This is a genomic window from Caulobacter sp. BP25, from assembly GCF_002737755.1.
Classification (GTDB): Bacteria; Pseudomonadota; Alphaproteobacteria; order Caulobacterales; family Caulobacteraceae; genus Caulobacter.
Window position 1 is genome coordinate 87,649 of sequence record NZ_PEGH01000018.1, and the last position, 19,899, is coordinate 107,547.

At 67.7% G+C, this 19,899-nt stretch carries 21 protein-coding genes; 10 read left to right on the forward strand and 11 right to left on the reverse strand.

Features of this window, described 5'->3' with window-relative positions:
- Window positions 1-50: 50 nt before the first annotated feature.
- From CSW59_RS14255 to ubiA, 4 genes are read right to left on the reverse strand one after another with little or no spacing between them, the layout of a single operon-like run.
- Window positions 51-596: a hypothetical protein gene (locus CSW59_RS14255; protein WP_099444669.1), complete on the reverse strand. Its 546-nt coding sequence runs from the start codon at window positions 594-596 to the stop codon at window positions 51-53.
- 55 nt (window positions 597-651) lie between these two features.
- Window positions 652-1,005 (reverse strand): VOC family protein, encoded by a 354-nt coding sequence (locus tag CSW59_RS14260; RefSeq protein ID WP_099444670.1) that lies wholly within the window; start codon window positions 1,003-1,005, stop codon window positions 652-654.
- Between the two features lie 45 nt (window positions 1,006-1,050).
- Complete coding sequence (locus CSW59_RS14265; RefSeq protein WP_099444671.1) at window positions 1,051-1,710, reverse strand: methyltransferase; 660 nt, start codon at window positions 1,708-1,710, stop codon at window positions 1,051-1,053.
- 9 nt (window positions 1,711-1,719) lie between these two features.
- Window positions 1,720-2,655 carry a 4-hydroxybenzoate octaprenyltransferase gene (gene ubiA, locus CSW59_RS14270; protein ID WP_099444672.1) on the reverse strand — a complete coding sequence of 312 codons (936 nt, stop codon included), beginning with the start codon at window positions 2,653-2,655 and terminating at the stop codon, window positions 1,720-1,722.
- A 280-nt stretch (window positions 2,656-2,935) separates the two neighbouring features.
- Here ubiA and CSW59_RS14275 point away from each other — a divergent pair, with 280 nt between their 5' ends.
- The 3 genes from CSW59_RS14275 (at window position 2,936) to CSW59_RS14285 (ending at window position 5,353) form a co-directional block, all read left to right on the forward strand.
- Window positions 2,936-3,178, forward strand: a complete 243-nt coding sequence (locus CSW59_RS14275; RefSeq protein ID WP_099444673.1) for a hypothetical protein — start codon at window positions 2,936-2,938, stop codon at window positions 3,176-3,178.
- A gap of 69 nt (window positions 3,179-3,247) precedes the next feature.
- Entirely contained in the window at window positions 3,248-3,532 is a 285-nt protein-coding gene (locus CSW59_RS14280; RefSeq protein ID WP_099444674.1) for a DUF454 family protein, read from the forward strand.
- A 27-nt stretch (window positions 3,533-3,559) separates the two neighbouring features.
- Window positions 3,560-5,353: an ABC transporter ATP-binding protein gene (locus CSW59_RS14285; protein ID WP_099444675.1), complete on the forward strand. Its 1,794-nt coding sequence runs from the start codon at window positions 3,560-3,562 to the stop codon at window positions 5,351-5,353.
- Window position 5,354: 1 nt separating this feature from the next.
- Here the strand turns inward: CSW59_RS14285 and CSW59_RS14290 are convergent, their stop codons facing one another.
- The gene (locus CSW59_RS14290; protein ID WP_099444676.1) at window positions 5,355-7,121 is read right to left on the reverse strand and encodes a DUF4153 domain-containing protein; all 1,767 of its coding nucleotides are present in this window, start codon (window positions 7,119-7,121) and stop codon (window positions 5,355-5,357) included.
- Between the two features lie 103 nt (window positions 7,122-7,224).
- On the opposite strand from CSW59_RS14290, the gene CSW59_RS14295 reads away from it, so the two are divergent.
- Both CSW59_RS14295 and CSW59_RS14300 read left to right on the forward strand, forming a co-directional pair.
- Window positions 7,225-8,727, forward strand: a complete 1,503-nt coding sequence (locus tag CSW59_RS14295) for a S10 family peptidase (RefSeq protein WP_099444677.1) — start codon at window positions 7,225-7,227, stop codon at window positions 8,725-8,727.
- A 65-nt stretch (window positions 8,728-8,792) separates the two neighbouring features.
- Complete coding sequence (locus CSW59_RS14300; protein ID WP_099444678.1) at window positions 8,793-9,176, forward strand: iron chaperone; 384 nt, start codon at window positions 8,793-8,795, stop codon at window positions 9,174-9,176.
- On the opposite strand, the gene ppk2 is transcribed toward CSW59_RS14300, so the two are convergent.
- Window positions 9,173-9,934, reverse strand: a complete 762-nt coding sequence (ppk2, locus tag CSW59_RS14305) for a polyphosphate kinase 2 (RefSeq protein ID WP_099444679.1) — start codon at window positions 9,932-9,934, stop codon at window positions 9,173-9,175. The genes CSW59_RS14300 and ppk2 overlap by 4 nt on opposite strands.
- Before the next feature lie 46 nt (window positions 9,935-9,980).
- Between ppk2 and CSW59_RS14310 the strand changes: the two genes are divergently transcribed.
- The 3 genes from CSW59_RS14310 to CSW59_RS14320 all read left to right on the forward strand — a co-directional run bounded on the left by CSW59_RS14310 (window position 9,981) and on the right by CSW59_RS14320 (window position 12,814).
- Window positions 9,981-10,697, forward strand: a complete 717-nt coding sequence (locus CSW59_RS14310) for a 16S rRNA (uracil(1498)-N(3))-methyltransferase (RefSeq protein WP_099444680.1) — start codon at window positions 9,981-9,983, stop codon at window positions 10,695-10,697.
- 138 nt (window positions 10,698-10,835) lie between these two features.
- A complete protein-coding gene (locus CSW59_RS14315; protein WP_099444681.1) occupies window positions 10,836-12,197 on the forward strand; it encodes a glutamate--cysteine ligase in 1,362 nt (453 codons plus the stop codon).
- 56 nt (window positions 12,198-12,253) lie between these two features.
- Complete coding sequence (locus CSW59_RS14320) at window positions 12,254-12,814, forward strand: molybdopterin-binding oxidoreductase (RefSeq protein ID WP_201722812.1); 561 nt, start codon at window positions 12,254-12,256, stop codon at window positions 12,812-12,814.
- Between the two features lie 183 nt (window positions 12,815-12,997).
- On the opposite strand, the gene CSW59_RS14330 is transcribed toward CSW59_RS14320, so the two are convergent.
- The gene (locus CSW59_RS14330; RefSeq protein ID WP_099444683.1) at window positions 12,998-13,525 is read right to left on the reverse strand and encodes a DUF427 domain-containing protein; all 528 of its coding nucleotides are present in this window, start codon (window positions 13,523-13,525) and stop codon (window positions 12,998-13,000) included.
- A 228-nt stretch (window positions 13,526-13,753) separates the two neighbouring features.
- Between CSW59_RS14330 and CSW59_RS14335 the strand changes: the two genes are divergently transcribed.
- Window positions 13,754-15,619: a peptide MFS transporter gene (locus CSW59_RS14335; RefSeq protein ID WP_099444684.1), complete on the forward strand. Its 1,866-nt coding sequence runs from the start codon at window positions 13,754-13,756 to the stop codon at window positions 15,617-15,619.
- A 316-nt stretch (window positions 15,620-15,935) separates the two neighbouring features.
- Window positions 15,936-16,433 carry a GNAT family N-acetyltransferase gene (locus tag CSW59_RS14340; RefSeq protein WP_099444685.1) on the forward strand — a complete coding sequence of 166 codons (498 nt, stop codon included), beginning with the start codon at window positions 15,936-15,938 and terminating at the stop codon, window positions 16,431-16,433.
- A gap of 142 nt (window positions 16,434-16,575) precedes the next feature.
- Here CSW59_RS14340 and tldD read toward each other — a convergent pair whose 3' ends face one another.
- Genes tldD through CSW59_RS14360 form a run of 4 tightly spaced genes read right to left on the reverse strand, consistent with a single transcriptional unit; the run spans window position 16,576 to window position 19,789 of the window.
- Window positions 16,576-18,012: a metalloprotease TldD gene (tldD, locus tag CSW59_RS14345; RefSeq protein ID WP_099444686.1), complete on the reverse strand. Its 1,437-nt coding sequence runs from the start codon at window positions 18,010-18,012 to the stop codon at window positions 16,576-16,578.
- Window positions 18,013-18,068: 56 nt separating this feature from the next.
- Window positions 18,069-18,884 carry a GIN domain-containing protein gene (locus tag CSW59_RS14350; protein ID WP_099444687.1) on the reverse strand — a complete coding sequence of 272 codons (816 nt, stop codon included), beginning with the start codon at window positions 18,882-18,884 and terminating at the stop codon, window positions 18,069-18,071.
- An 18-nt stretch (window positions 18,885-18,902) separates the two neighbouring features.
- On the reverse strand, window positions 18,903-19,466 hold the full coding sequence (locus tag CSW59_RS14355; protein WP_099444688.1) for a DUF1700 domain-containing protein: 564 nt from the start codon (window positions 19,464-19,466) through the stop codon (window positions 18,903-18,905).
- Entirely contained in the window at window positions 19,463-19,789 is a 327-nt protein-coding gene (locus tag CSW59_RS14360; protein ID WP_099445254.1) for a PadR family transcriptional regulator, read from the reverse strand. Before CSW59_RS14360 ends, CSW59_RS14355 begins: the two co-directional genes overlap by 4 nt.
- Window positions 19,790-19,899: the final 110 nt, after the last annotated feature.

The window sequence follows — 19,899 nt, forward strand, 5'->3', positions numbered from 1 at the left end:
GCGGACAGTAGCGGCGCTGTGTGACGGTTTGATGCGGCCGGCCGCCGAGCCTACTTCGCCGGGCAGTCCGCGCGGGTCAGGGCGTAGGCGGCGAACGGCGCGTCCTTGCCGCCGGCCCGGGCGACGATGCTCCAGGACAGCGTGCCGCCGTCCAGCCGCCAGCGGTTGACGAAGGCCGCGTCGGCATAGGGATAGGTGATGTCGAAGCCGCCGGGAACCGCTTCGCCCTTGCCGACGGCGGTGAAGTCGCCTCCGAAGCTGTCGGCCCAGAAGCCCGAGACGCCTGTCGCCGGGCCGTCCTTGGGCGCCGGACCGCGACCGGCCAGAACGAGGTGGGCGGCGTAGCGGTCGGTTGGATCGGCCTTGGCGTGGCTGTCGGCGTCGACGGTCAGCGCGGTTCCGAGCGCGGCGCGCTTAACGGCCAGGGTCATCTCGACCGGCTTGCCCATCACGTCGCCGCCACCGCGCCAGCAGCCTTCCAGCGCCTTGACTGGAGAAGGGATCGGGGCCGGCGGCGGATCCTCGGCGCGCGCGACGCCGCCCATCGCGACTGAAGCCGTCCCGATCAGCGCCAGACCTACAGCCCATCCCCGCATGTCATTCCCCTCGAAAACACAAGGCGGCGAAGTCGCCTCGATTCGCCGCGCCGGCCTACTCGACGCCAGAAGCGCTCCAGACGCCCAGCTCGTTGCCGGACGGGTCGCTGAAGTGGAAGCGGCGGCCGCCGGGGAAGCTGAAGATCGGGGCGGTGATCGTCCCGCCGGCCTTCGTGACCTTGTCCAGCATGGCCTCCAGGTCGTGAGCGTACAGAATGACCAGCGGTCGATCGCTGGAGCCTTCCTGCGGCTTGGCGAACCCGCCGTCCACGCCCTCGCCCTCGAAGGCGGCGTAGTCGGGGCCATAGTCGGCGAAGCGCCAGCCGAAGGCTTCAGAATAGAAGCTCTTTGTGGCGGGCAGGTCGCCGGCGGGCCACTCGATGTAGTCGATCTTGCCGTCTTCACGCATGGTGCGCTCCGCTATTGGCGTTCTCTAAATGTTCTTATCGACCGCTCAGGGCAGAGTCCAGACGCTGGTGCGCTTTATGGCCAGGTCTTCCAGCTCGCGGGTGGTCGGCACCTGGTACTCGGCCAGCTTCTCAAGACCGTCCTTGGAGAAGTAGGTGCGGCCGGGATCGCCGATCAGCACGGCTGCGCCCGCCGCGCGACCTTGGGCCAGCCAGGCCATCACCGCCTGCGCCATCGGCCGCTCGTAGCAGATGTCGCCGGCCAGCAGGACGTCGGCCTGCGGCGGCGGGGCGGTGAGCAGGTTCTGGTCGGTGAAGGCGATTTCGACGTTGTTGGCGTCCGCGTTGAGGCCCACGGCCGCCTCGCAGAAGATGTCGATGTCCGCCGCCAGCACGCTGGCCGCGCCGGCCTTCATGGCCGCCACCGCGACGATGCCCGAGCCGGTGGCGAAGTCGATCACATGCTTGCCGGCGACGAGCTCGGGGTGGTCGAGGATGTAGCGCGCCAGGGCCTGGCCGCCCGCCCAGGCGAAGGCCCAGAACGGCGGCGGCAGGCCGATCTCCTCCAGCGCCTCCTCGGTCAGCTTCCAGATCGGCGTCACCTCGTCGGCCAGATGCAGCGAAAGCTCGGGCGTATGTGGCGGCGCCTGCAGGCGGGTGTTCTCGCGGATGAAAGCGCGCCGGCCTTCCAGGGTCTGGACGATCATGAGACCGTTCTAGAAGCTAACCCCCGGCTTCCAAAGCCCCGCGACAAGGCCGGCGACGACCAGCAACCCCGCCAGGGCGTTCGACCTGAACAGCTTCAGCGCGCCGGGGCCGTCGTCCAGCCGCACGGCGGCGGCCTGGCGCGACAGGTGCAGGGCGAAGGCGCCGGCGAAGGGCAGGAACAGCGGGCCCAGCCCCCCGACCCAGGCCGCCGCGATCACCAGAACCGCCGAAACCGCGTAGAAGCCGGCCACGCCCAGCTTCACATGCTTGCCCAGGCGTCGGGTCGAGGACTTGATGCCGGCCAGGGCGTCGTCCTCGATGTCCTGGATCGCGTAGATCGTGTCGTAGCCCAGGGTCCAGAAGATCCCGGCGGCGTAGAGCAAGGCGGCCGACCACGACAGGTGTCCGACGGCGGCGGCGTAGCCCAGCAGGGCGCCCCAGTTGAAGGTTAGGCCCAGCCATGCCTGCGGCCACCAGGTGATCCGCTTCATGAACGGATAGGCCGCCACCAGGCCCAGCGACAGCACGCCCAGCAGGATCGCCGTCCAGCCCAGGCAGATCAGGATCAGGAAGCTGACCAGGCTGCAGCCGACCAGAAAGCCCCAGGCCTGCTTGACGCTGATCAGGCCGGCGGGAATCGGCCGCATCGCCGTGCGGGCCACCTGGGCGTCGAAGTCGCGGTCGACGATGTCGTTGAACGCGCAGCCGGCCGCCCGCATCAGCGCCGCCCCGACGAAGACCGCCAGCAGCAGCAGCGGATTGGGCCAGCGGCCCTGCTCGGCGGCGGCCAGGGCGATCCCCTGCCAGCCGGGCAGCATCAAGAGCCAGATGCCCGCCGGCCGGTCGAAGCGGCCCAGCTTCAGCCACGGCCGCAGACGCAGGGGCGCGTAACGGTCGACCCAGTTTGTGGCCGCGGCGTCTGGCAGGATGGCGTTCGTGTTCATGGGCGGCAGGCTTACCCGCGCCAGTCCAAGCGGAAAAGAGCGGGCCAGCGCTTAGAACCCGATGGGTCGCCAAGAATAGATAAATTCGATTACACCGAGAAAAACGATCAATTGGTTTTATCGTTTCTTGAGGGTCAAGGTGGCGACACAACGGCGAAGGCGCTCCTGACCAAGACGCCGATCGCCGGTATCGCCATCGTCGCCCAACGGGCGGCGATTTCGGGGAGGGCCGCACCAGCGCTTCGTTGGCCCTCCCCGACTCTTTGATCGAGGTTCCGTCATGACCGCCACCGCTGTTCGCATCCTGGGTTGGAGCCTGCTGCTGGCGGGTGGCGCGGCCGGGATCGTGCTGCCGCATCCGGTGACCACCGCCCTGTGGACCGCCGCCGCCCGGCTATTCCAGCAGGCGGGCGACCAGCGCATGGTCGACCGCCTGACCTCAGCGACCAAGTTCGGGCCGCGCATCCGTAAGCGCCTCGCCAAGGATCGGCGACCGACGGCCTTGCATCTCAGCCTCGCTTAAGGGCTCGCGACGTTGCGAGCGGCTCTCAATTCTCTCGACAGCGGGTTCGCCGGGCGCGAGGATCGGGCCATGGCTTCCGCCGTCCCGGATCGAAAATTACGCCGCCGTCGTCTTACCCGCGCCGAACGATGGGTCCTGGACGGCCTGGGCGGCGTGCTGGTCGCCACCGGCGCGGTGGGCCTGGTCGTTCCCTACATGCCCACCACCGTCTTCTGGATCGGAGCGGTGGTCTGCTTCCTGAAGACCCGCCCCCACGCCGTCCGGCCAATGCTGCGCACCCCGGTGATCGGGCCCGCGATCCGCTGGTTCCTGCGTTGGCGGCCGTTTGGTCTCGGAAAAAGCGCCTCCCGCTAAGGGCTCTGAGGCCCTATCTAGCGCGCCATGACCGACATCCTCGAGGACGAAGACGAAATCGGCGCCAGGAAGCGCGCGCTGTCCAACCGTCAGGTGCTGGCCTTCATTGCCCGCTTCTGGAAGCGGCGGCCGGTGCTGTTTGGCCTGGGCGTCGGCCTGACCCTGGTGGCGGTCGCCTTCGACCTGGCCTTGCCTTACGCCGCCGGACACCTGGTGGACACCGTGGCGACCAAGCCGCGCGGCGACTCCGGCGCCTGGTCGGCGCTGGGCGTCTTCATCGGCGTCTATTTCGCGTTCGCGGTGGTGCGCAATATCGCCCACCGGTTCTGGATCCCGCTGGCGGCCCGGAACATGGAGGAGATGACCAACGAGGGCTTCGCCAAGGTGCAGGCCTTCTCGTCGGACTGGCACGCCGACAGCTTCGCCGGCGCGACCGTGCGCAAGCTGACCCGCGCCATGTGGGGCTATGACAGCGTCACCGACGCGGTGACCATCTGGCTGGGGCCGGGCGTCATCGTGCTGATCGGCCTCTCCGTCGCCATGCTGATCCGCCAGCCGCTGGCCGGCGGGATCTCATTGGTCGTGGTCGTCGCCTATCTGTCGGTGAACCTGTGGGTTACCGAGCGCTATGTGCGGCCCAGCAACCTGAGGTCCAACGCTTTCGATTCGCAGATTGGCGGCGCGCTTGCCGATGCTGTGACCTCTAACCCGACCGTGAAGAGCTTCGGCGCCGAGCAGCGCGAGGCCCAGCGCTTGGCCGAGGTGACGGCCGCGTGGCGCGAGGCGGTGATGATCACCTGGAACCGCTTCACCGACGTATGGCTGGGTCAGAACCTGCTACTCGTCGTGCTGCAGGCGGGCCTGACGGGGGCCATGGTCTGGGGCTGGACGCAGGGCACGGCCACGCCCGGCGATGTCGCCTTCGCGATCACCGCCTTCATGCTGATGAGCGGCTACCTGCGAAACCTCGGCGAGAACATCCGCATGCTGCAAAAGGGCCTCGACGACACCGAGGACGTCGCGGCCTGGACGCGTCTTGCGCCCCAGATCGCCGACGCGCCCGGCGCGCCCGACTTCCAGCCGGGCCCGGGCGCGATCGCGTTCCAGAACGTGACCTTCCGCTACAAGGCCGCGGGCGCGCCGCTGTACGACCACTTCTCCCTGAAGATCGCGCCTGGCGAGCGGGTGGCCCTGGTTGGGCCGACGGGCTCGGGCAAGTCGACCTTCGTCAAGCTGGTCCAGCGCCTGCACGACCTGCAGGACGGCGCGGTCCTGATCGACGGCCAGGACGTCTCGACGGTGACGCAAGCCTCCCTGCGCCGCGCCATCGCGGTGGTGCCGCAGGACCCGGCCCTGTTCCACCGCTCGCTGTATGAGAACATCGCCTACGGCAAGCCTGACGCCACCCGCGAAGAGGTCGAGGCGGCGGCCAAGAAGGCGCGCGCCCACGACTTCATCCTGAAGCTGCCCAAGGGCTATGACACCCTGGTCGGCGAGCGAGGCGTCAAGCTGTCGGGCGGCGAGCGCCAGCGCGTGGCCATCGCCCGCGCCTTCCTGGCCGACGCCCCGATCCTGGTTTTGGACGAGGCGACCTCGTCGCTGGACGTCGAGACCGAAGGCCTCGTGCAGGCCGCCGCCGAGGCGCTGATGGAGGGCCGAACGACGATCGTGATCGCTCACCGCCTGTCGACGGTGCGCGGCGCCGACCGCATCCTCGTCTTCCAGAAGGGCCGCGTCGTCGAGGAAGGCCGCCACGCCGAGCTCAAGGCGAAGGGCGGTGTCTATGCGCGGCTCAACGCGATCAGCGAGGGCGTGGGCTGACTTACCGACGTTCTATCGGCGAGGACGACAGTGGGGAGTCTCCGTTCTTGCAGGCATACCCCCTTGGCCTGATCGTCAGCAGTTCGTCGCCAACGGCCAGATCGTAAAATCTGGACGGCGGGCCTAGACGCACCTTGCCGGCCTTCAACGCCGCTTCCGGGGCTCCGATATCGCAGGACGAAGTGGCCTCCGCAACAATACGCCAGCGCCCCTCCCTCATCTGGAACACATCGAACTGCGACCCCCACTGCAGCAGGATCTCATCCACGCCGTCCTTGTCGATGTCCAGTACGAGCGCCGGGCAGGTGGAGGATGGGTCCAGGCACAGGGACTCGCGGTCGTCCCAGTGTTGAGCCTTAAAACTATCCGGCAGTCTGGCGCCGGAGGGATAGACGGTGGTCTTCGTCCAATCCGGTCGCCAGTCGATCTCTTGTGTTGAGGAAGCGCGGCCGCTCTGCGCGGATACCTCCTTGGACTTCGACGCCGTCGCGGGATCGCGGCTCGTCTTCAAGTGCTCCAGCGCCTGCCGCCCATATCGTCCGCTATCGAAGCGCAGAAACTGGAAGTCGAACGTCTCCGCCGAGACCTTGCCCGACTCCAGCCGCTTGACCTGGCTGGCCACCGACAACCGCGCTGGATCGGCGATCGGGGTGAAGAGGGCGATCAGCAGGAGGACGCTGACAGCCGCCATGACCAGGTTGGTCCGCTCCAGCGGCTTCATCCAGCCGCCGGGCCGGATGGCGGCGAGCGTGTAGCCCAGGGTGAACCCCGCCGCGACGACCAGGTAAGCGCAGGCCATCACCCGATCGGGCGTCAGTCCATACTGGTGGATCCGCAGCCATAGGGCGTAGGCGGTCAGGGCGACGATCGGGATCAGCAGCAGGCTGGCGGCGCGCGCGGCCCAGCGCAGGATCGGATTGGGCGGCTCGAGACCGTCCTGATAGGCGGCGTTGATCAGGACGATCAGGGCGGCGGCGGCCGACAAAAGCAAGCTCGCGGCGGCCTTGGTGCTCCACAGCGGGGTCAGGCCCGTGAACGGCAGGGTGGCCAGGAAGCCGCCGGCGATCACCACCATCAGCGGCAGCAGCCAGGCCAGGAGGACGAGGCCGACCGTCCGCACGCCGCGCACCAGGCCCGCACGCGCCTCGGTCAGCTGCACGGCCATGTGGACGGCGGCGGCGAACATCAGGCCGGTGGCGGGGAAGGCGAAGGCGGTTTCACCGATCAGCTTCTGGATCGCCTCGACGCCGATCAGCTTGAACAGCGCGCCGGCCAGGAACAGCAGCAGCCAGAAGGCGCCGGTGAAGGCCAGGGACAGGAAGAGGCGGACGGCGTTGGTCCCGACGAGGTCGAAATAGTCGGCGTAGGGCGCGACCGGCTTGCCCGCGGCCTCGGCGGGCTGGACCAGATGGTGGGCGATGAACAACAGGGCGGCGACGGCGAAGAACAGCGGCGGCGACAACGGTCCGGCCCCTAGGCGCTCGGGGCCGGCGCCGACCCAGGCGGCGTGGATGGCCATGATCGCGACCAGGCCGGCCGCCACCGCGCTCCAGGCGAGCAAGGCGCTCCGACGCATCGCCGACAGGGCCGAGAGCGGCAGCAGCGGAACCGCCAGGGCGCAGACCAGCAGCGGAGCGTAGAGCAGGGGCGTCGTCGCCGGCCAAGCCTTGGACTCGTCGGCCTTCTGCAGCAGGAACAGCGCGATGCCCTGCGCCAGGCCGATCGCCAAGCGCGTAAACGCGGCGGCTCGCGCGCTGCTCCTATCCATCCTCGGCGTCTCCCTGATTTTTCCGCAAGCGAGCACGCTTCGGAACGGTTGTGAAGGTTAGCCGGTTGCCCTAGCAATTTCGTCCTCAGTTGAGGGGACGAGCATGAAAAAGGTTTTCGGCGCGGGCGTCGCGGCCGTGATGATGTCGTTGGTGTTGGCGGGCGGCGCTCCGGCCTGGGCCCAGGACAAGAGCGGCGACAAGCCCGCCGCGGAAAAGTCGGGCCTGGATCTCCCGGCCTTCCCCGCCGACAGGTCGGTCAAGCAGACCGCCGTCATCGCCGGCAAGACGATCGCCTACACCGCCACTGTGGGCGTGCTGCCGGTGCGCGACGAGAAGGGCAAGAAGGTCGCCGAGGTGGTCTATACCTCGTACGTGCTGGACGGCCCGCGCGACCCGAACCGGCCGATCACGGTGGCCTTCAACGGCGGCCCCGGCGCCGCCAGCGTGTATCTGAACTTCGCCCTGGGCCCCAAGCGGGTGCAGTTCGGCGCCGAAGGCGACAGTCCTTCGGCCTTCACCAAGCTGGAAGACAATCCGGCCAGCTGGCTGGACTTCACCGATCTCGTCTTCATCGATCCGGTCGGCACGGGCTTCTCGCGCTCGCTGGTCGGCGAGGAGGAGACCAAGAAGCGCTTCTACGGCGTCAAGCAGGACATCGACTACCTGTCGCGTATCGTCTTCGACTACCTCGTGAAGACCGAGCGCCTGACCTCGCCCAAGTACCTGGTCGGCGAGAGCTATGGCGGCTTCCGCGGCCCGCGCCTGGCCTACACCCTGCAGACCGATCTGGGCGTGGCTGTGAAGGGCGTCGTTTTGGTCTCGCCGTTGCTGACCAGCGCGGGCCGCGCCTCGCAGGAGATCTCGCCCCTGCCGGCCATGTGGACCCTGCCCTCGATCGCGGCGGCCAAGCTGGAACGGGACGGCAAGCTGACCCCCGAGACCATCAAGGCGGTCGAGGACTACACGCGCGGCGAATACATGGTGGACCTGATGAAGGGCTCGGACCCGGCCGCCCTGGACCGCCTGACGGCCAAGGTCTCGGCCATGACCGGCCTCGATCCGGACTATGTCCGCCGCGCCGGCGGGCGTCTGGAGACCCAGTCGTTCCTGCGCGAGGTGTTCCGCGATAAGGGGCGCCTGGGCAGCCGCTATGACAGCAACGTCACCTCGCTGGACCCCTTCCCGAACGCGCCGACCCAAGAGGTCAACGATCCGATCCTCGACGCGATCATCGCCCCGACCACCAGCGCCATCGTCGACTTCACCACCCGCATCGTCGGCTGGAAGCCCGAGGCGCGCTACGAGGCCTTGTCGGGCGATGTGAACCGCATGTGGGATCGCGGCCGGGGCCCCGACACCGAGTCGGTCACCGACCTGCGCAAGGTCGTCTCGGTCGATCCGAAGCTGAAGGTGCTGATCGTCCACGGCTACAACGACCTGTCGTGCCCGTTCTTCGCCTCGCGCCTCGTGGTCGACGCCATGCCGGCGACGGCCAACGGCCGCGTGACCCTGTCCAACTATCCGGGCGGCCACATGTTCTACAGCCGGCCCGACAGCGGCGCGGCGTTCCGCAAGGACGTCATGGCGCTGTACGGCGTGAAATAGTCGAAGGCTCTGTCGGCGGGGAGCTTCGCCAAACGTCCTAGGTCCGTTCCACGGAGAAGCGAACGATGATGAAGCCCCCCGCCGCGTCCGTCGACGACTACCTCGCCAAGCTGCCCGCCGAGCAGCGCGCGGCTCTGGAGACCCTGCGTGGTCAGATTCGCGCGATCGCTCCGGAGGCGACCGAGGCCATCAGCTACGGCCTGCCGACCTTCAAGCTGAACGGCAATCTCGTCCATATCGGCGCGGCGGCGAAGCATTGCGCCTTCTATCCTGGCGCGGTGATCGAAGCGTTCGCCGAGCGCTTGAAGGGCTTCGAGACCGCCAAGGGCACGATCCGCTTCCAGCCGGATGCGCCGCTTCCGCCCGACTTGGTGAGGGACATCGTGGGCCACCGCGTCGCGCAGAACGCGGCGCTGGCGGCGGAACGGGCGGCGCGGAAGAAGCGCTAACGCGCCAGCCGCCCGTCCTCGAGCGCGCTGGGCTCGAAGGAAAAGATCACCTCCGGATCAGGCCGCGCCACGCCCTTGGCGATCTTCTTGTCGCCGGCCGCGTGCAGCAGCCAGCGAATGACGTTGAGCCGGGCGGCCTTCTTGTGATCGGCGCGGACGCAGATCCAGGGGGCGACATCGCTGTGGGTGCGGATCAGCATCTCGTCACGGGCCTTGGTGTAGTCGTCCCACTTTTCCTCGGCGACCTTGTCGAGGTCGCTGGTCTTGAAGGCCTTCAGCGGGTCCTCGCGGCGAGCCTTCAGGCGCTTGGCCTGTTCCTCGCGGCTGATGTCCAGCCAGAACTTCACATAGCGGGTGTCGTTCTCGACCAGCATCCGTTCGAAGGCGGGCACGTCGCGCAGGAACTGCTCCTGCTGCTTCGGCGTCGAGAAGCCCATCACCCGCTCGACCCCGGCGCGGTTGTACCAGGAGCGGTTGAACAGAACCGCCTCGCCGCAGGCCGGCAGGTATTCGACATAACGCTGGAAGTACCACTCGCTGGCTTCGCGATCGGTCGGCTTGGGCAGGGCGACCACGGTGGTGGCGCGCTTGGACAGGTGCTCGACGATGCGGGCGATCGTGCCGTCCTTGCCGGCGGCGTCGCGGCCCTCGAAGACGGCCAGGATCTTCCAGCCCTCCTTGATGGCCTTCTTCTGCATCTCGATCAGGGCCAGCTGCAGCTGGACGAGCTCGTTGTCGTAGTCGTCGGACTTGCTCATCGGGCGAGCCTACCCCTGGAAAGCTGAGTTAGGCTAGAAGGACGCCATGATCCGTCTATTCGTTCCCAACGATCTGTCGGCCGGGGCCGGCGTCGTCCCCTCCGTCGACCAGTCCCGCTACCTGACCTCGGTCATGCGCCTGTCGGTCGGCGACGAGGTGCTGCTGTTCAACGGCCGCGACGGCGAGTGGCGCGCCAGTCTCGTAGAGTCGACCAAGCGCGGCTGCCTGCTGAAGGCCGACGCCCAGACCCGACCGATGGAGACAGGTCCCGACCTTGATTTGATCGTCGCCATGGTCAAGCGCGGCCGCGTCGAGACCATCGTCGAAAAGGCCGCCGAGCTGGGCGCGCGGCGCGTTCGCCTGACGATCACGCGCCGCACGAATGTCGACTTCGTCAAGCTTGGCCGCCTAGACGCCATCGCCATGGAAGCGGCCGAGCAGACCGGACGCCTGGACGTGCCCGAGATCGTCGATCCCGAGAAACTGGATAAGATCCTGGATGGCTGGGATCCGGCGCGGCGTCTCGTCTTCTGCGACGAGGGCGGCGACGCCAAGCCGGCGATCGAGGCGCTCGCTGGAACCGGCGCCCCGGCCGCGATCCTGATCGGGCCGGAGGGCGGTTTCGCGCCCGAGGAGCGCGAACGGCTGCGGGGGCTTTCCTTCGTCACGCCGGTGTCGCTGGGGCCTCGCATCCTGCGCGCCGACACCGCCGCGATCTCGGCCATGACCCTGTGGCAGGCCGCGGCGGGAGACTGGCGCTAGAATATTATGCTCAAGGCTGCCCCTTGAGGTTCGCAAAGAAAACGCCCAACTGGGCGTGACTGATTAGTATCGCCGTCGGCGGAGAGCATGGGCCCTCTCCACCCTCTGCATCGCAACCCCTGGGGAGGGCCTGCTTGCATGGCCGAGACCGCTAGCGTCCAGGAGCGTCAACTGACGCTCTCCGATCTGACCGACTATTTCGCCCGGGGCAGCAAGCCCAAGGACGCCTTCCGCGTGGGGGCCGAGCACGAGAAGTTCGGCTTCTACCTGGGCTCGCACGCGCCCGTGCCCTACGAGGGCGATAAGGGCGTCCACGCCCTGCTGACCGGCCTGCAGCGCTTCGGCTGGACGCCCGTCATGGAAGGCGAAACGATCATCGGCCTCGAGCGCGACGGCGCCAATGTCAGCCTTGAGCCAGGCGGCCAGTTCGAACTGTCGGGCGCGCCGCTGGCGACCATGCACGACATCTGCGACGAGACCGGCAAGCACCTGGACGAGGTCAAGACCGTCGCCGATGAGCTGGGTCTTGGCTTCGTGGGCCTGGGTTTCTCGCCGCTGTGGAAGCGCGAGGAGGTCCCGGTGATGCCCAAGGGCCGGTACGTCATCATGCGCAACTACATGCCCAAGGTCGGTAACCTCGGCCTCGACATGATGCTGCGCACCTGCACGGTGCAGGCCAATCTCGACTTCTCCAGCGAAGCCGACATGGTCGCCAAGTTCCGCATGAGCCTGGCTTTGCAGCCCATCGCCACGGCCCTGTTCGCCAATTCGCCGTTCACCGAAGGCAAGCCCAACGGCTTCCTGTCGGCCCGCGCCAACGTCTGGACCGACACAGATCCCAACCGCACGGGCCTGCTCGATTTCGTGTTCGAGGACGGTTTCGACTTCGAGCGCTACGCCCGCTACGCGCTGGACGTGCCGATGTACTTCGTCAAGCGCGGCGACAAGTACATCGACGTCGCCGGCCGTAGCTTCCGCGACTTCATCGAGGGCAAGCTGCCCGAGCTGCCGGGCGAGATCGCCACGATGAAGGACTGGGCCGACCACACGACCACGGCCTTCCCGGAAGTGCGGCTGAAGACCTATCTGGAGATGCGCGGGGCCGACGCCGGGCCCTGGAGCCGCCTCTGCGCCCTGCCGGCGCTGTGGACCGGCGTCTTCTACGACGACGCGGCCCTGGCGGCTGCCTGGGACCTCTGCAAGGACTGGACGATCGAGGACCGCGAGGGCCTGCGCCGCGATGTGCCCAAGCTTGGCCTCAAGGCCAAGGTCGCCGGCCGCACGGTCCAGGACGTGGCCAAGGACTTCGTCGCCATCGCCAAGTCGGGCCTGAAGGATCGCGCCCAGATGAACGGCGGCTTCCTGGACGAGACGATCTATCTGGGTGACCTGGAAGAGATCGCCGACAGTGGGATCACGCCGGCCGAACGCCTTCTGCGGCTCTACGAGGGCGCGTGGAAGGGCGACATCAGCCGGGTGTTCACCGACTGCGCTTATTGAGTTAGGCGAGGCCGGTGGCGTATCGTTATGTAGTTTATCTACATAACGAGGTGGCTATGGTTCTCCGCGCCCTTCTTTTCGTCGCGACCCTGAGCGCGCTGGCCGGCTCCGTGGCGGCCCAGGATTTGGCCGTGGTCGGACTGGACGGCAAGGCGGCTGTCCTGTCGGCGGCCGACCTGGCGGCGCTGCCCCGCGCGAGGGTGGACCTCGACGCACACGGCGAACGCCATCGCTACGAGGGACCGTTGCTGATCGAGGTGCTGGCCAAGGCGGGCGCGCCGACGGGCAAGGCCCTGCGCGGGCCGGCCATGGCCAATGTGGTGCTGGTGGAGGCGCGCGACGGCTACGCGGTTGCGCTGGGCCTGGCTGAGGCTGATCCAGCCACGCGTTCCAACCGGATAATTCTAGCCGACCGCCGTGATGGCGCGGCGCTGCCCGCCGACGAGGGGGCCTATCGTTTGGTCATCGAGGGAGATCTGCGTCCGGCGCGTTCCGCCCGGATGGTCAACCGTCTGGTCGTCCGACGTCTTGGGGGAGGGGGTGACGGCCTAGAAAAGGGCCCGCACGCCGGCGATGATGGCCATCCACGAGCCGAGCGCGAAGGCGACCGCAGCTAGTCGACCCCAGGCGATGCGGGGACGGTCGATCGCGGTGTGAACGGCGTCCGCGTGATTGAACGAAACGTAGGCCATGGTTTCCTCCGCGCTCCTCTGACGGGAACTCGACCATAGGGTCGCGCTAGCAGCTCTTAACGCGAACTTAAGTCCGGTGGGATGCGACCAAATGGCGACGGGCTGCGACTAAATGGCGCCTGCGCTCTTGCCGGGCCGGTGGCGGTCGGGCTCGACCTTGTCAGGATCGGGCATGTCGACATTCGGTGGCCAGCGCTCGGCCTGGCTGCTCCCCGAGCCGCTATCGGTGTGCTGGACGATCGCGTCGACGTCCATCGCCTCGGTCTCGGCCGGCGAGCGGTCACCAAGCTGGAACTCGACGTGCTCGGGATAGAAGGCCACCCGCCCGGAAATCAGACCGACGGCAAGATAGGGGTCTTCATACGACCAGGCGGCGTTCTCGATGATCTGGCGGTCGCGATAGATCGTGAAGTAGGCCGCGTCGCCCTTATAGGGGCAGTGGGTCACCTTGTCGGTGCGGCGCAGAAAGGTCATCTGCACGCTGTCGCGCGGGAAGTAATAGACGGGCGGATAGTCGGCTTCCCGCAGCACGAGCACGTCGTCGCTGTCGGCGATTCCGTGGCCCTCGAACAGCACGCGCACCGTGCCGGACATGCGGTCGATCGTGATCGGATGGCTCTCGTCGGGGATCTTCATCCGCGGCTCCCGGAAAACAAGACGGTCGCCCCATCAACGCGCGAAGGCGCGGCCAAGCTCCCACGGCGCCAGCGCGACTGCGTTTGATCCGGCAAGGCGTTGCTTGTGAAACCGCCTGCCGCGTGATCTTCTCCCCGCCAATTGGGGCCAGCGAGGGCGATTTGACCGAGGGCGCGTCGGGGACGCGCCAGGTCGGTCCGCGTGGCTCGTCACGTTCAAGGTTCGTGTATGAACATTGTTATCGCCGCGGGCGTCCTGATCACGCTCGTGACGGGGCTTCCCGTCCTTATCCAGCTTCTGCGAGGCCATCCGCGCGGCTTGATCATCTGCTTCCTGGCCGAGATGTGGGAGCGGTTCTCCTACTACGGCATGCGCGCCATCCTAATCTTCTATCTGACGCAGCATTTCCTGTTCGATCCTAAGACCGCGTCCGGGCACTACGGCTCCTACACCTCGCTGGTCTATCTGTTGCCGCTGCTGGGCGGGATGCTGGCTGACAAGTGGCTGGGCACCCGCAAGGCCGTGGCGTTCGGCGCGCTCCTGCTGGTCGCCGGTCACCTGGCGATGGCGGTCGAAGGCAAGCCCGCCGTCCAGACCCTGACCTATGGTGGGGCGACCTATGAATTCCAGTCCGAGGGCCGCGGTCAGGAACGCGTCTCGCGCCTGGTCGTCGCCGAAAAGCCCTACGAGGTCTCCGCCACCAAGACGGGCGATTTCGAGATCAAGGGCCTGCCCGCCGATGCGCCCCTGCCCGCCGTGCTGCCCAAGGCCGACTACAAGCTGGACGTCGCCGGTCGCGACCCGTTCTATCTGAACGTCTTCTGGTTCGCCCTGTCGCTGATCATCCTGGGGGTCGGCTTCCTGAAGCCGAACATCTCGACCATCGTCGGCCAGCTTTACCCGCAAGGCGACCCGCGTCGCGACCCGGGCTTCACCCTCTACTACTACGGCATCAACCTGGGCTCGTTCTGGGCCTCGATCCTGTGCGGCCTGCTGGGCGTCAGCGTCGGCTGGTGGGCCGGTTTCGGCCTGGCTGGTCTTGGCATGCTGGCCGGCTTTGTCGTCTTCGTGCTGGGCAAGCCCTGGCTGGAGAACAAGGCCGAGCCCCCGAACCCGGAGGCCTTGAAGGAAAAGGTTCTGGGTCCGATCAACCGCGAGACCGCGATCTATGGCGGGTCTCTGCTCGGCCTTCTGGTCATCTTCTTCCTCGTGCAGTTCAACAGCGTCGTCGGCCTGGCCCTGAACGTCGGCATCATCGCCTCGCTGGCCTATATCGGCTGGTTCATGACTCGGTGCGCCAAGGCCGAGCGGGAGCGCCTGGCGCTGGCGGTGTTCCTGATCTTCGGCGCGGTGGTCTTCTGGACCCTGTTCGAACAGGCCGGATCCTCGCTCAGCCTGTTCGCTGCGACCAACGTCCAGCTGGATCTGGTGCGCGAGCCTGTCCGGCTTCTGGGTGGGGCGATCACCCTGGCCACCGCCGAACAGCTGAGCGCCGCCAGCATCGACCCGGCGTCCACCTTCTGGGTCAACACCAGCTTCAACGCGCCCCAGACCCAGATGCTGAACGCGGGCTGGATCCTGATCTTCGCGCCGGTCTTCGCCGCCCTGTGGACGTTCCTCGGCGCGCGAGGCAAGGACCCCAATCCGGTCATGAAGTTCGGCCTGGCGCTGATCCAGGTCGGGGCGGGCTTCCTGCTGCTGCGGTGGGGCGCCACCTTCGCCGACGGCGCCTTCCGCCTGCCCCTGCTGTTCCTGGTGCTGATGTACATGTTGCACACCACCGGCGAGCTGTGCATGTCGCCGGTCGGCCTGTCGCAAATGACCAAGCTGTCGCCGCTGTCGATGGTCTCGTTCATGATGGCGGTGTGGTTCCTGGCCATCGCCATCGCCCAGTGGGTCGGCGGCAAGATCGCCGGCCTGGCGACGACCGAGACGGTTGGCGGGCAGGTTCTGGATCCGGCCCTGGCCCTGGCGTCGTCGCTGAAGGTGTTCAACGTGATCGGACTGATCGCGGTGGCGATCGGGATCGGCTTCCTGGCCCTGTCGCCGGTCCTGAAAAAGTGGTTGCACGGCGCCGACGACGTCACGGCCTGACCTAAATGAGCGAGGGGCCCCGGCGACGATCCGGGACCCCTCTGGGACGTGGAGGGGCCACGTCCCTACTCCAGGTGGGAACGGCCCGGCGATGGCTCAAATCGCCGAGCCGCTTTCCGCTCCTACCCGAAGCCCTGAGCGCGGCGCCGGCGCCGCGCGATGTTCGAAGGTCCGGGGGCTGATCTAGCCGATCTGGTCGCGACTCTTGTGTCGGTCGCCGGACTTGAACGCACCGTGCCGACGCGAACGGCGCGGGGAAAGTTACAAGCCGGAAAGCTGGATTAAACCTTCGACAGAAAGGTCGGCGGAGATGGCCATGGACGACATGACGACGGCGTTGACGGTCGACGACCTGAGCGGGACGGACGGCCAGGCGCTGCTGGCTTTGAACAACGCCCACGCCCTGGAGCTGTCATGGCTGGAGCCAGAGCGACTGGCCAAGCTGGTCGCCGAGGCGTTCGTCGCGCGCCGGGTCGGCGTCGCAGACGCCCTGCTGCTGGCCTTCGACCAGTACGCCGACTACGACAGCGTCAACTTCCTGTGGTTCCGCGAGCGTTTCGATCGTTTCGTCTATGTCGACCGCGTGGTCGTCGCCGACGCGGCGAGGGGCAGGGGGCTGGCCCGGCGCCTGTACGATGACCTGTTCGCCGCGGCGCGTGACGCGGGCCACGCGCGGATCGTCTGCGAGGTCAATTCAGAGCCGCCCAATCCGGCGTCGGACGCCTTCCACGCGGCGCTGGGCTTCGTTCCGGTCGGAACGGCCCAGATCCACGGCGGCGAGAAGACGGTGACGTATCTAGCGCGGGGTCTTTAACCCGTCCTCGACCTTCCCGGCGAATGCCGGGACCCAGATCGTAGAACTCTGAGGCGCACGCAAAAACGCCCGCGATCCTCTCGGGCGCGGGCGCTCTTGCATCTGGGCCCCGGCATTCGCCGGGGAGATCGGATGTGTGGGGTTAAACCGCCGTCCCGCCGACGGTCAGCCCGGTGATCTTCAGCGACGGCTGGCCCACGCCGACCGGCACGCCCTGGCCGGACTTGCCGCAGACCCCGATGCCCGGATCGAAATCGAAGTCGTTGCCGATCATCGTCACCTTGGTCAGGGCGCTGGGGCCGTCGCCAATCAGGGTCGCGCCCTTGACCGGAGCGGTGATCTTGCCGTCCTCGACCAGATAGGCCTCGGTGCACTGGAAGACGAACTTGCCGTTGGTGATGTCGACCTGACCGCCGCCGAAATGGGCGCAGTAGAGGCCGCGCTTCAGCGAGGCGATCATTTCCTGGGGATCGTCCTTGCCCGCCAGCATGCCGGTGTTGGTCATGCGCGGCATGGGCATGTGAGCGTAGGACTGGCGGCGGCCGTTGCCGGTGGCCTTCATGCCCATCAGGCGCGCGCTCATCCGGTCGTGCATGTAGCCCACCAGGATGCCGTCCTCGATCAGGATGGTCCGCTCGGTCGGGGTGCCTTCGTCGTCGACGGTCAGCGAACCGCGACGACCGGCGAGCGAGCCGTCGTCGAACACGGTGACGCCCGGGGCTGCCACCCGCTCGCCGATGCGGCCCGAGAAGGCGCTGATGCCCTTGCGGTTGAAGTCGCCCTCCAGCCCGTGGCCGACGGCCTCGTGCAGCAGCACGCCGTTCCAGCCGGGGCCCAGCACCACGTCCATCTCGCCAGCGGGGCAGGCGACGGCGTCCAGATTGACCAGGGCGCGGCGCAGGGCCTCGTCGACCTGCTCCTGCCACTTGTCGGGGCTGATCCAGGCGGCGAAGCCGGCGCGGCCGCCAGCGCCTGAGCTGCCCGTTTCGCGGCGGCCGTCCTTCTCGACGGTGACCTGGACATTGACCCGCACCAGCGGACGGACGTCGCGGATCAGGCGGCCGTCGGCGCGCAGGATCTCGACGACGCGGCGCTCGCCGGCCATCGAGGCCATGACCTGCACCACGCGCGGGTCGCGAGCGCGGGCGAAGGCGTCGATCTCCTGCAGCAGGGCGACCTTGTCGGAGAAGTCGGGCGCGGAGACGGGATTGTCCTCGCCATAGAGCTTTTCGTTGGTGGCGCGGGGGCCTTCGGCGGCGACCCCGGCGTGGCCGCGCTTGGCCAGGCTGGCCGAATCGGCGGCGCGGCGGATGGCGGCCTCGGAGATCTCGGCGGCGTGGGCGTAGCCGGCCGTCTCGCCGGCCACCACGCGCAGGCCAAAGCCCTCGCCGCTGTCGTAGGAAGCGCTCTTCAGCCGTCCGTCGTCGAACACGAAGGACTCGCTCTCGGAGCGTTCGAGGAAGAGCTCGCCGTCGTCGGCGCCGGCGAGCGCCTCGCCCAGCACCTGGCGGGCGCGCTCGGGATCGACGCCGGCCGCGTCGAGCAGGGACAGGGAAGAGGCGGGGAAGGGAGCGTTCATGAGCCTACAGGTAGGCCTTCGAAGCGCATCCGTCACCCCGCCCCTTTTGTCGCGGATCAGTATTCGCGGCGGATTTCACCCGAGCCGGTGATGTCGCTGCTCACGGTCTTAGGTTCTGTGCGCAGCTCAACGTCACCGCTGCCTGAGATGGCGATCTTGGCCTTGGCTGTGGCGAAGATCGCACCGCCGCCGCTGCCCGAGACGTCGACCATGGCCTCCTTGGCCTTCAGGTCACCAAGATCCACATGGCCCGAGCCGGAGTTGTCGATCGTGGCCAGGTCAACCCGGCCCGCCGCCTCGACGTCGCCGCTGCCGCTGACGTCGACCGAGAAGGTCGGATGGTCGTAGCGGCGGATATCGAGATCGCCCGAGCCGCGCACGTCGAACTTGGTGACGTCCGGGGCGATGACGGTGATCTTCACGCGCTCGGACTCGCTCTGCACGTGGACGCCGAAGGCGTTGATCGTGACGCTGGCCTCGTCGCGGTCGTCAGCGTCGGACAGGGCGATTCGGCCGCCGTCGACGCGCAGCCGGTCCAGATAGGACTTCGGGCCCGAGGCGACGATCTTGGCTTCCGGCCCTTGCACGAAGACGACATCCACCGGCACGTCGACTTGCAGCCTGTCCTTGCCCGTCCAAGGGAACGTGCGGTCGATGCTGGGGGTGACGGTTCCGCGGCGGGCGTCGAAGCGGCGCTCAGTGTGGATCACCTTGCCGTTCTCGCGGATCACGACCGTATCGGTGCGGTTCAGCGGGAAGGTCCAGCCGTCGTTGAGGATCTGCGGGCCGGCGATGACCGCCACCCCGGCGAAACAGCCGATGGCGAGCGCGAAGCTGGCCCCGGCGACGATGAGCGTATTGCGGATCAACATGGTCCCCTCCTAGGCCGCTCAGGCTTGTTCGATGGCCGGCTTGAGCAGCCGGTAGTGGAGGCGGGCGTACCAGACGACCGCGTTGAAGACGCCGACGGTGACCAGGGTCAGCAGGGCGCCCAGGCACGTGGCCACGCCCATCAGGCCAAGCCCCGCCAGGAAGGCGGTGAGCGGGCCGCCGGGCGGTCCGGTCAGCGGGCCGGCCGCGAACACCACGCCGCCGGCGAAGAACACGGCCACGACCGCGACCAGCACCCCGAACAGCGCGCCCAGCACGCCCATCAGGACCGGCAGCAGGATCAGCACGTCGATGGCTCCAAGGCCGAGGAGGGCGATGACCGCCGCCAGGGCGTTGGAGGGGTTCTTGCGCTCTTCCCACTGCTTGAGCCCGGCCTCGGCGCGCAGCTCGCGGGCCAGGCGGTCGGGATCGCCCAGGGCGGCGGCCACCTCGGCCTCGCTGCGACCAGCGGCCACGGCGTCGGCGAAGTGGGCTTCATGATCGGCGACGATGTCGGCGATCGTGGTGACCGGCAGGCCGGCCAGGCCCCGGCGCAGACGGGTCATGAACTCAGCGCGGGTCATGCGGCGGCTCCCACGATGGCGTTGACGGCCTGGGTGAAAGCCACCCACTCGGTCTTTTGCTGTTCCAGGCTGCGACGGCCCTCCGCCGTCAGGCGGTAATATTTGCGCGGCGGACCGCTCTGGCTTTCCACCAGATAGGTCTCGACCAGACCATCCGACTGCATGCGGCGCATCAGCGGATAGATCGTCCCTTCCCCCATATCGATGTCCTTCGTGAGCCTGCTGGCGATCTCATAGGCGTAGCTGTCGGCGTGCGAGAGCAGGGCCAGCACGCACAGCGCCAGCACGCCTTTCTTCAATTGGATTTCAATGGCTTCGGGCACGTCGTCCTCGCCTCGTTGGATGCTCACTGGTACCGCATGGTACTGATCATCACAAGGTACCTATCCATGAATGATACGTAATGATGCGGACGTGGCGGTTGGTCCGAAGA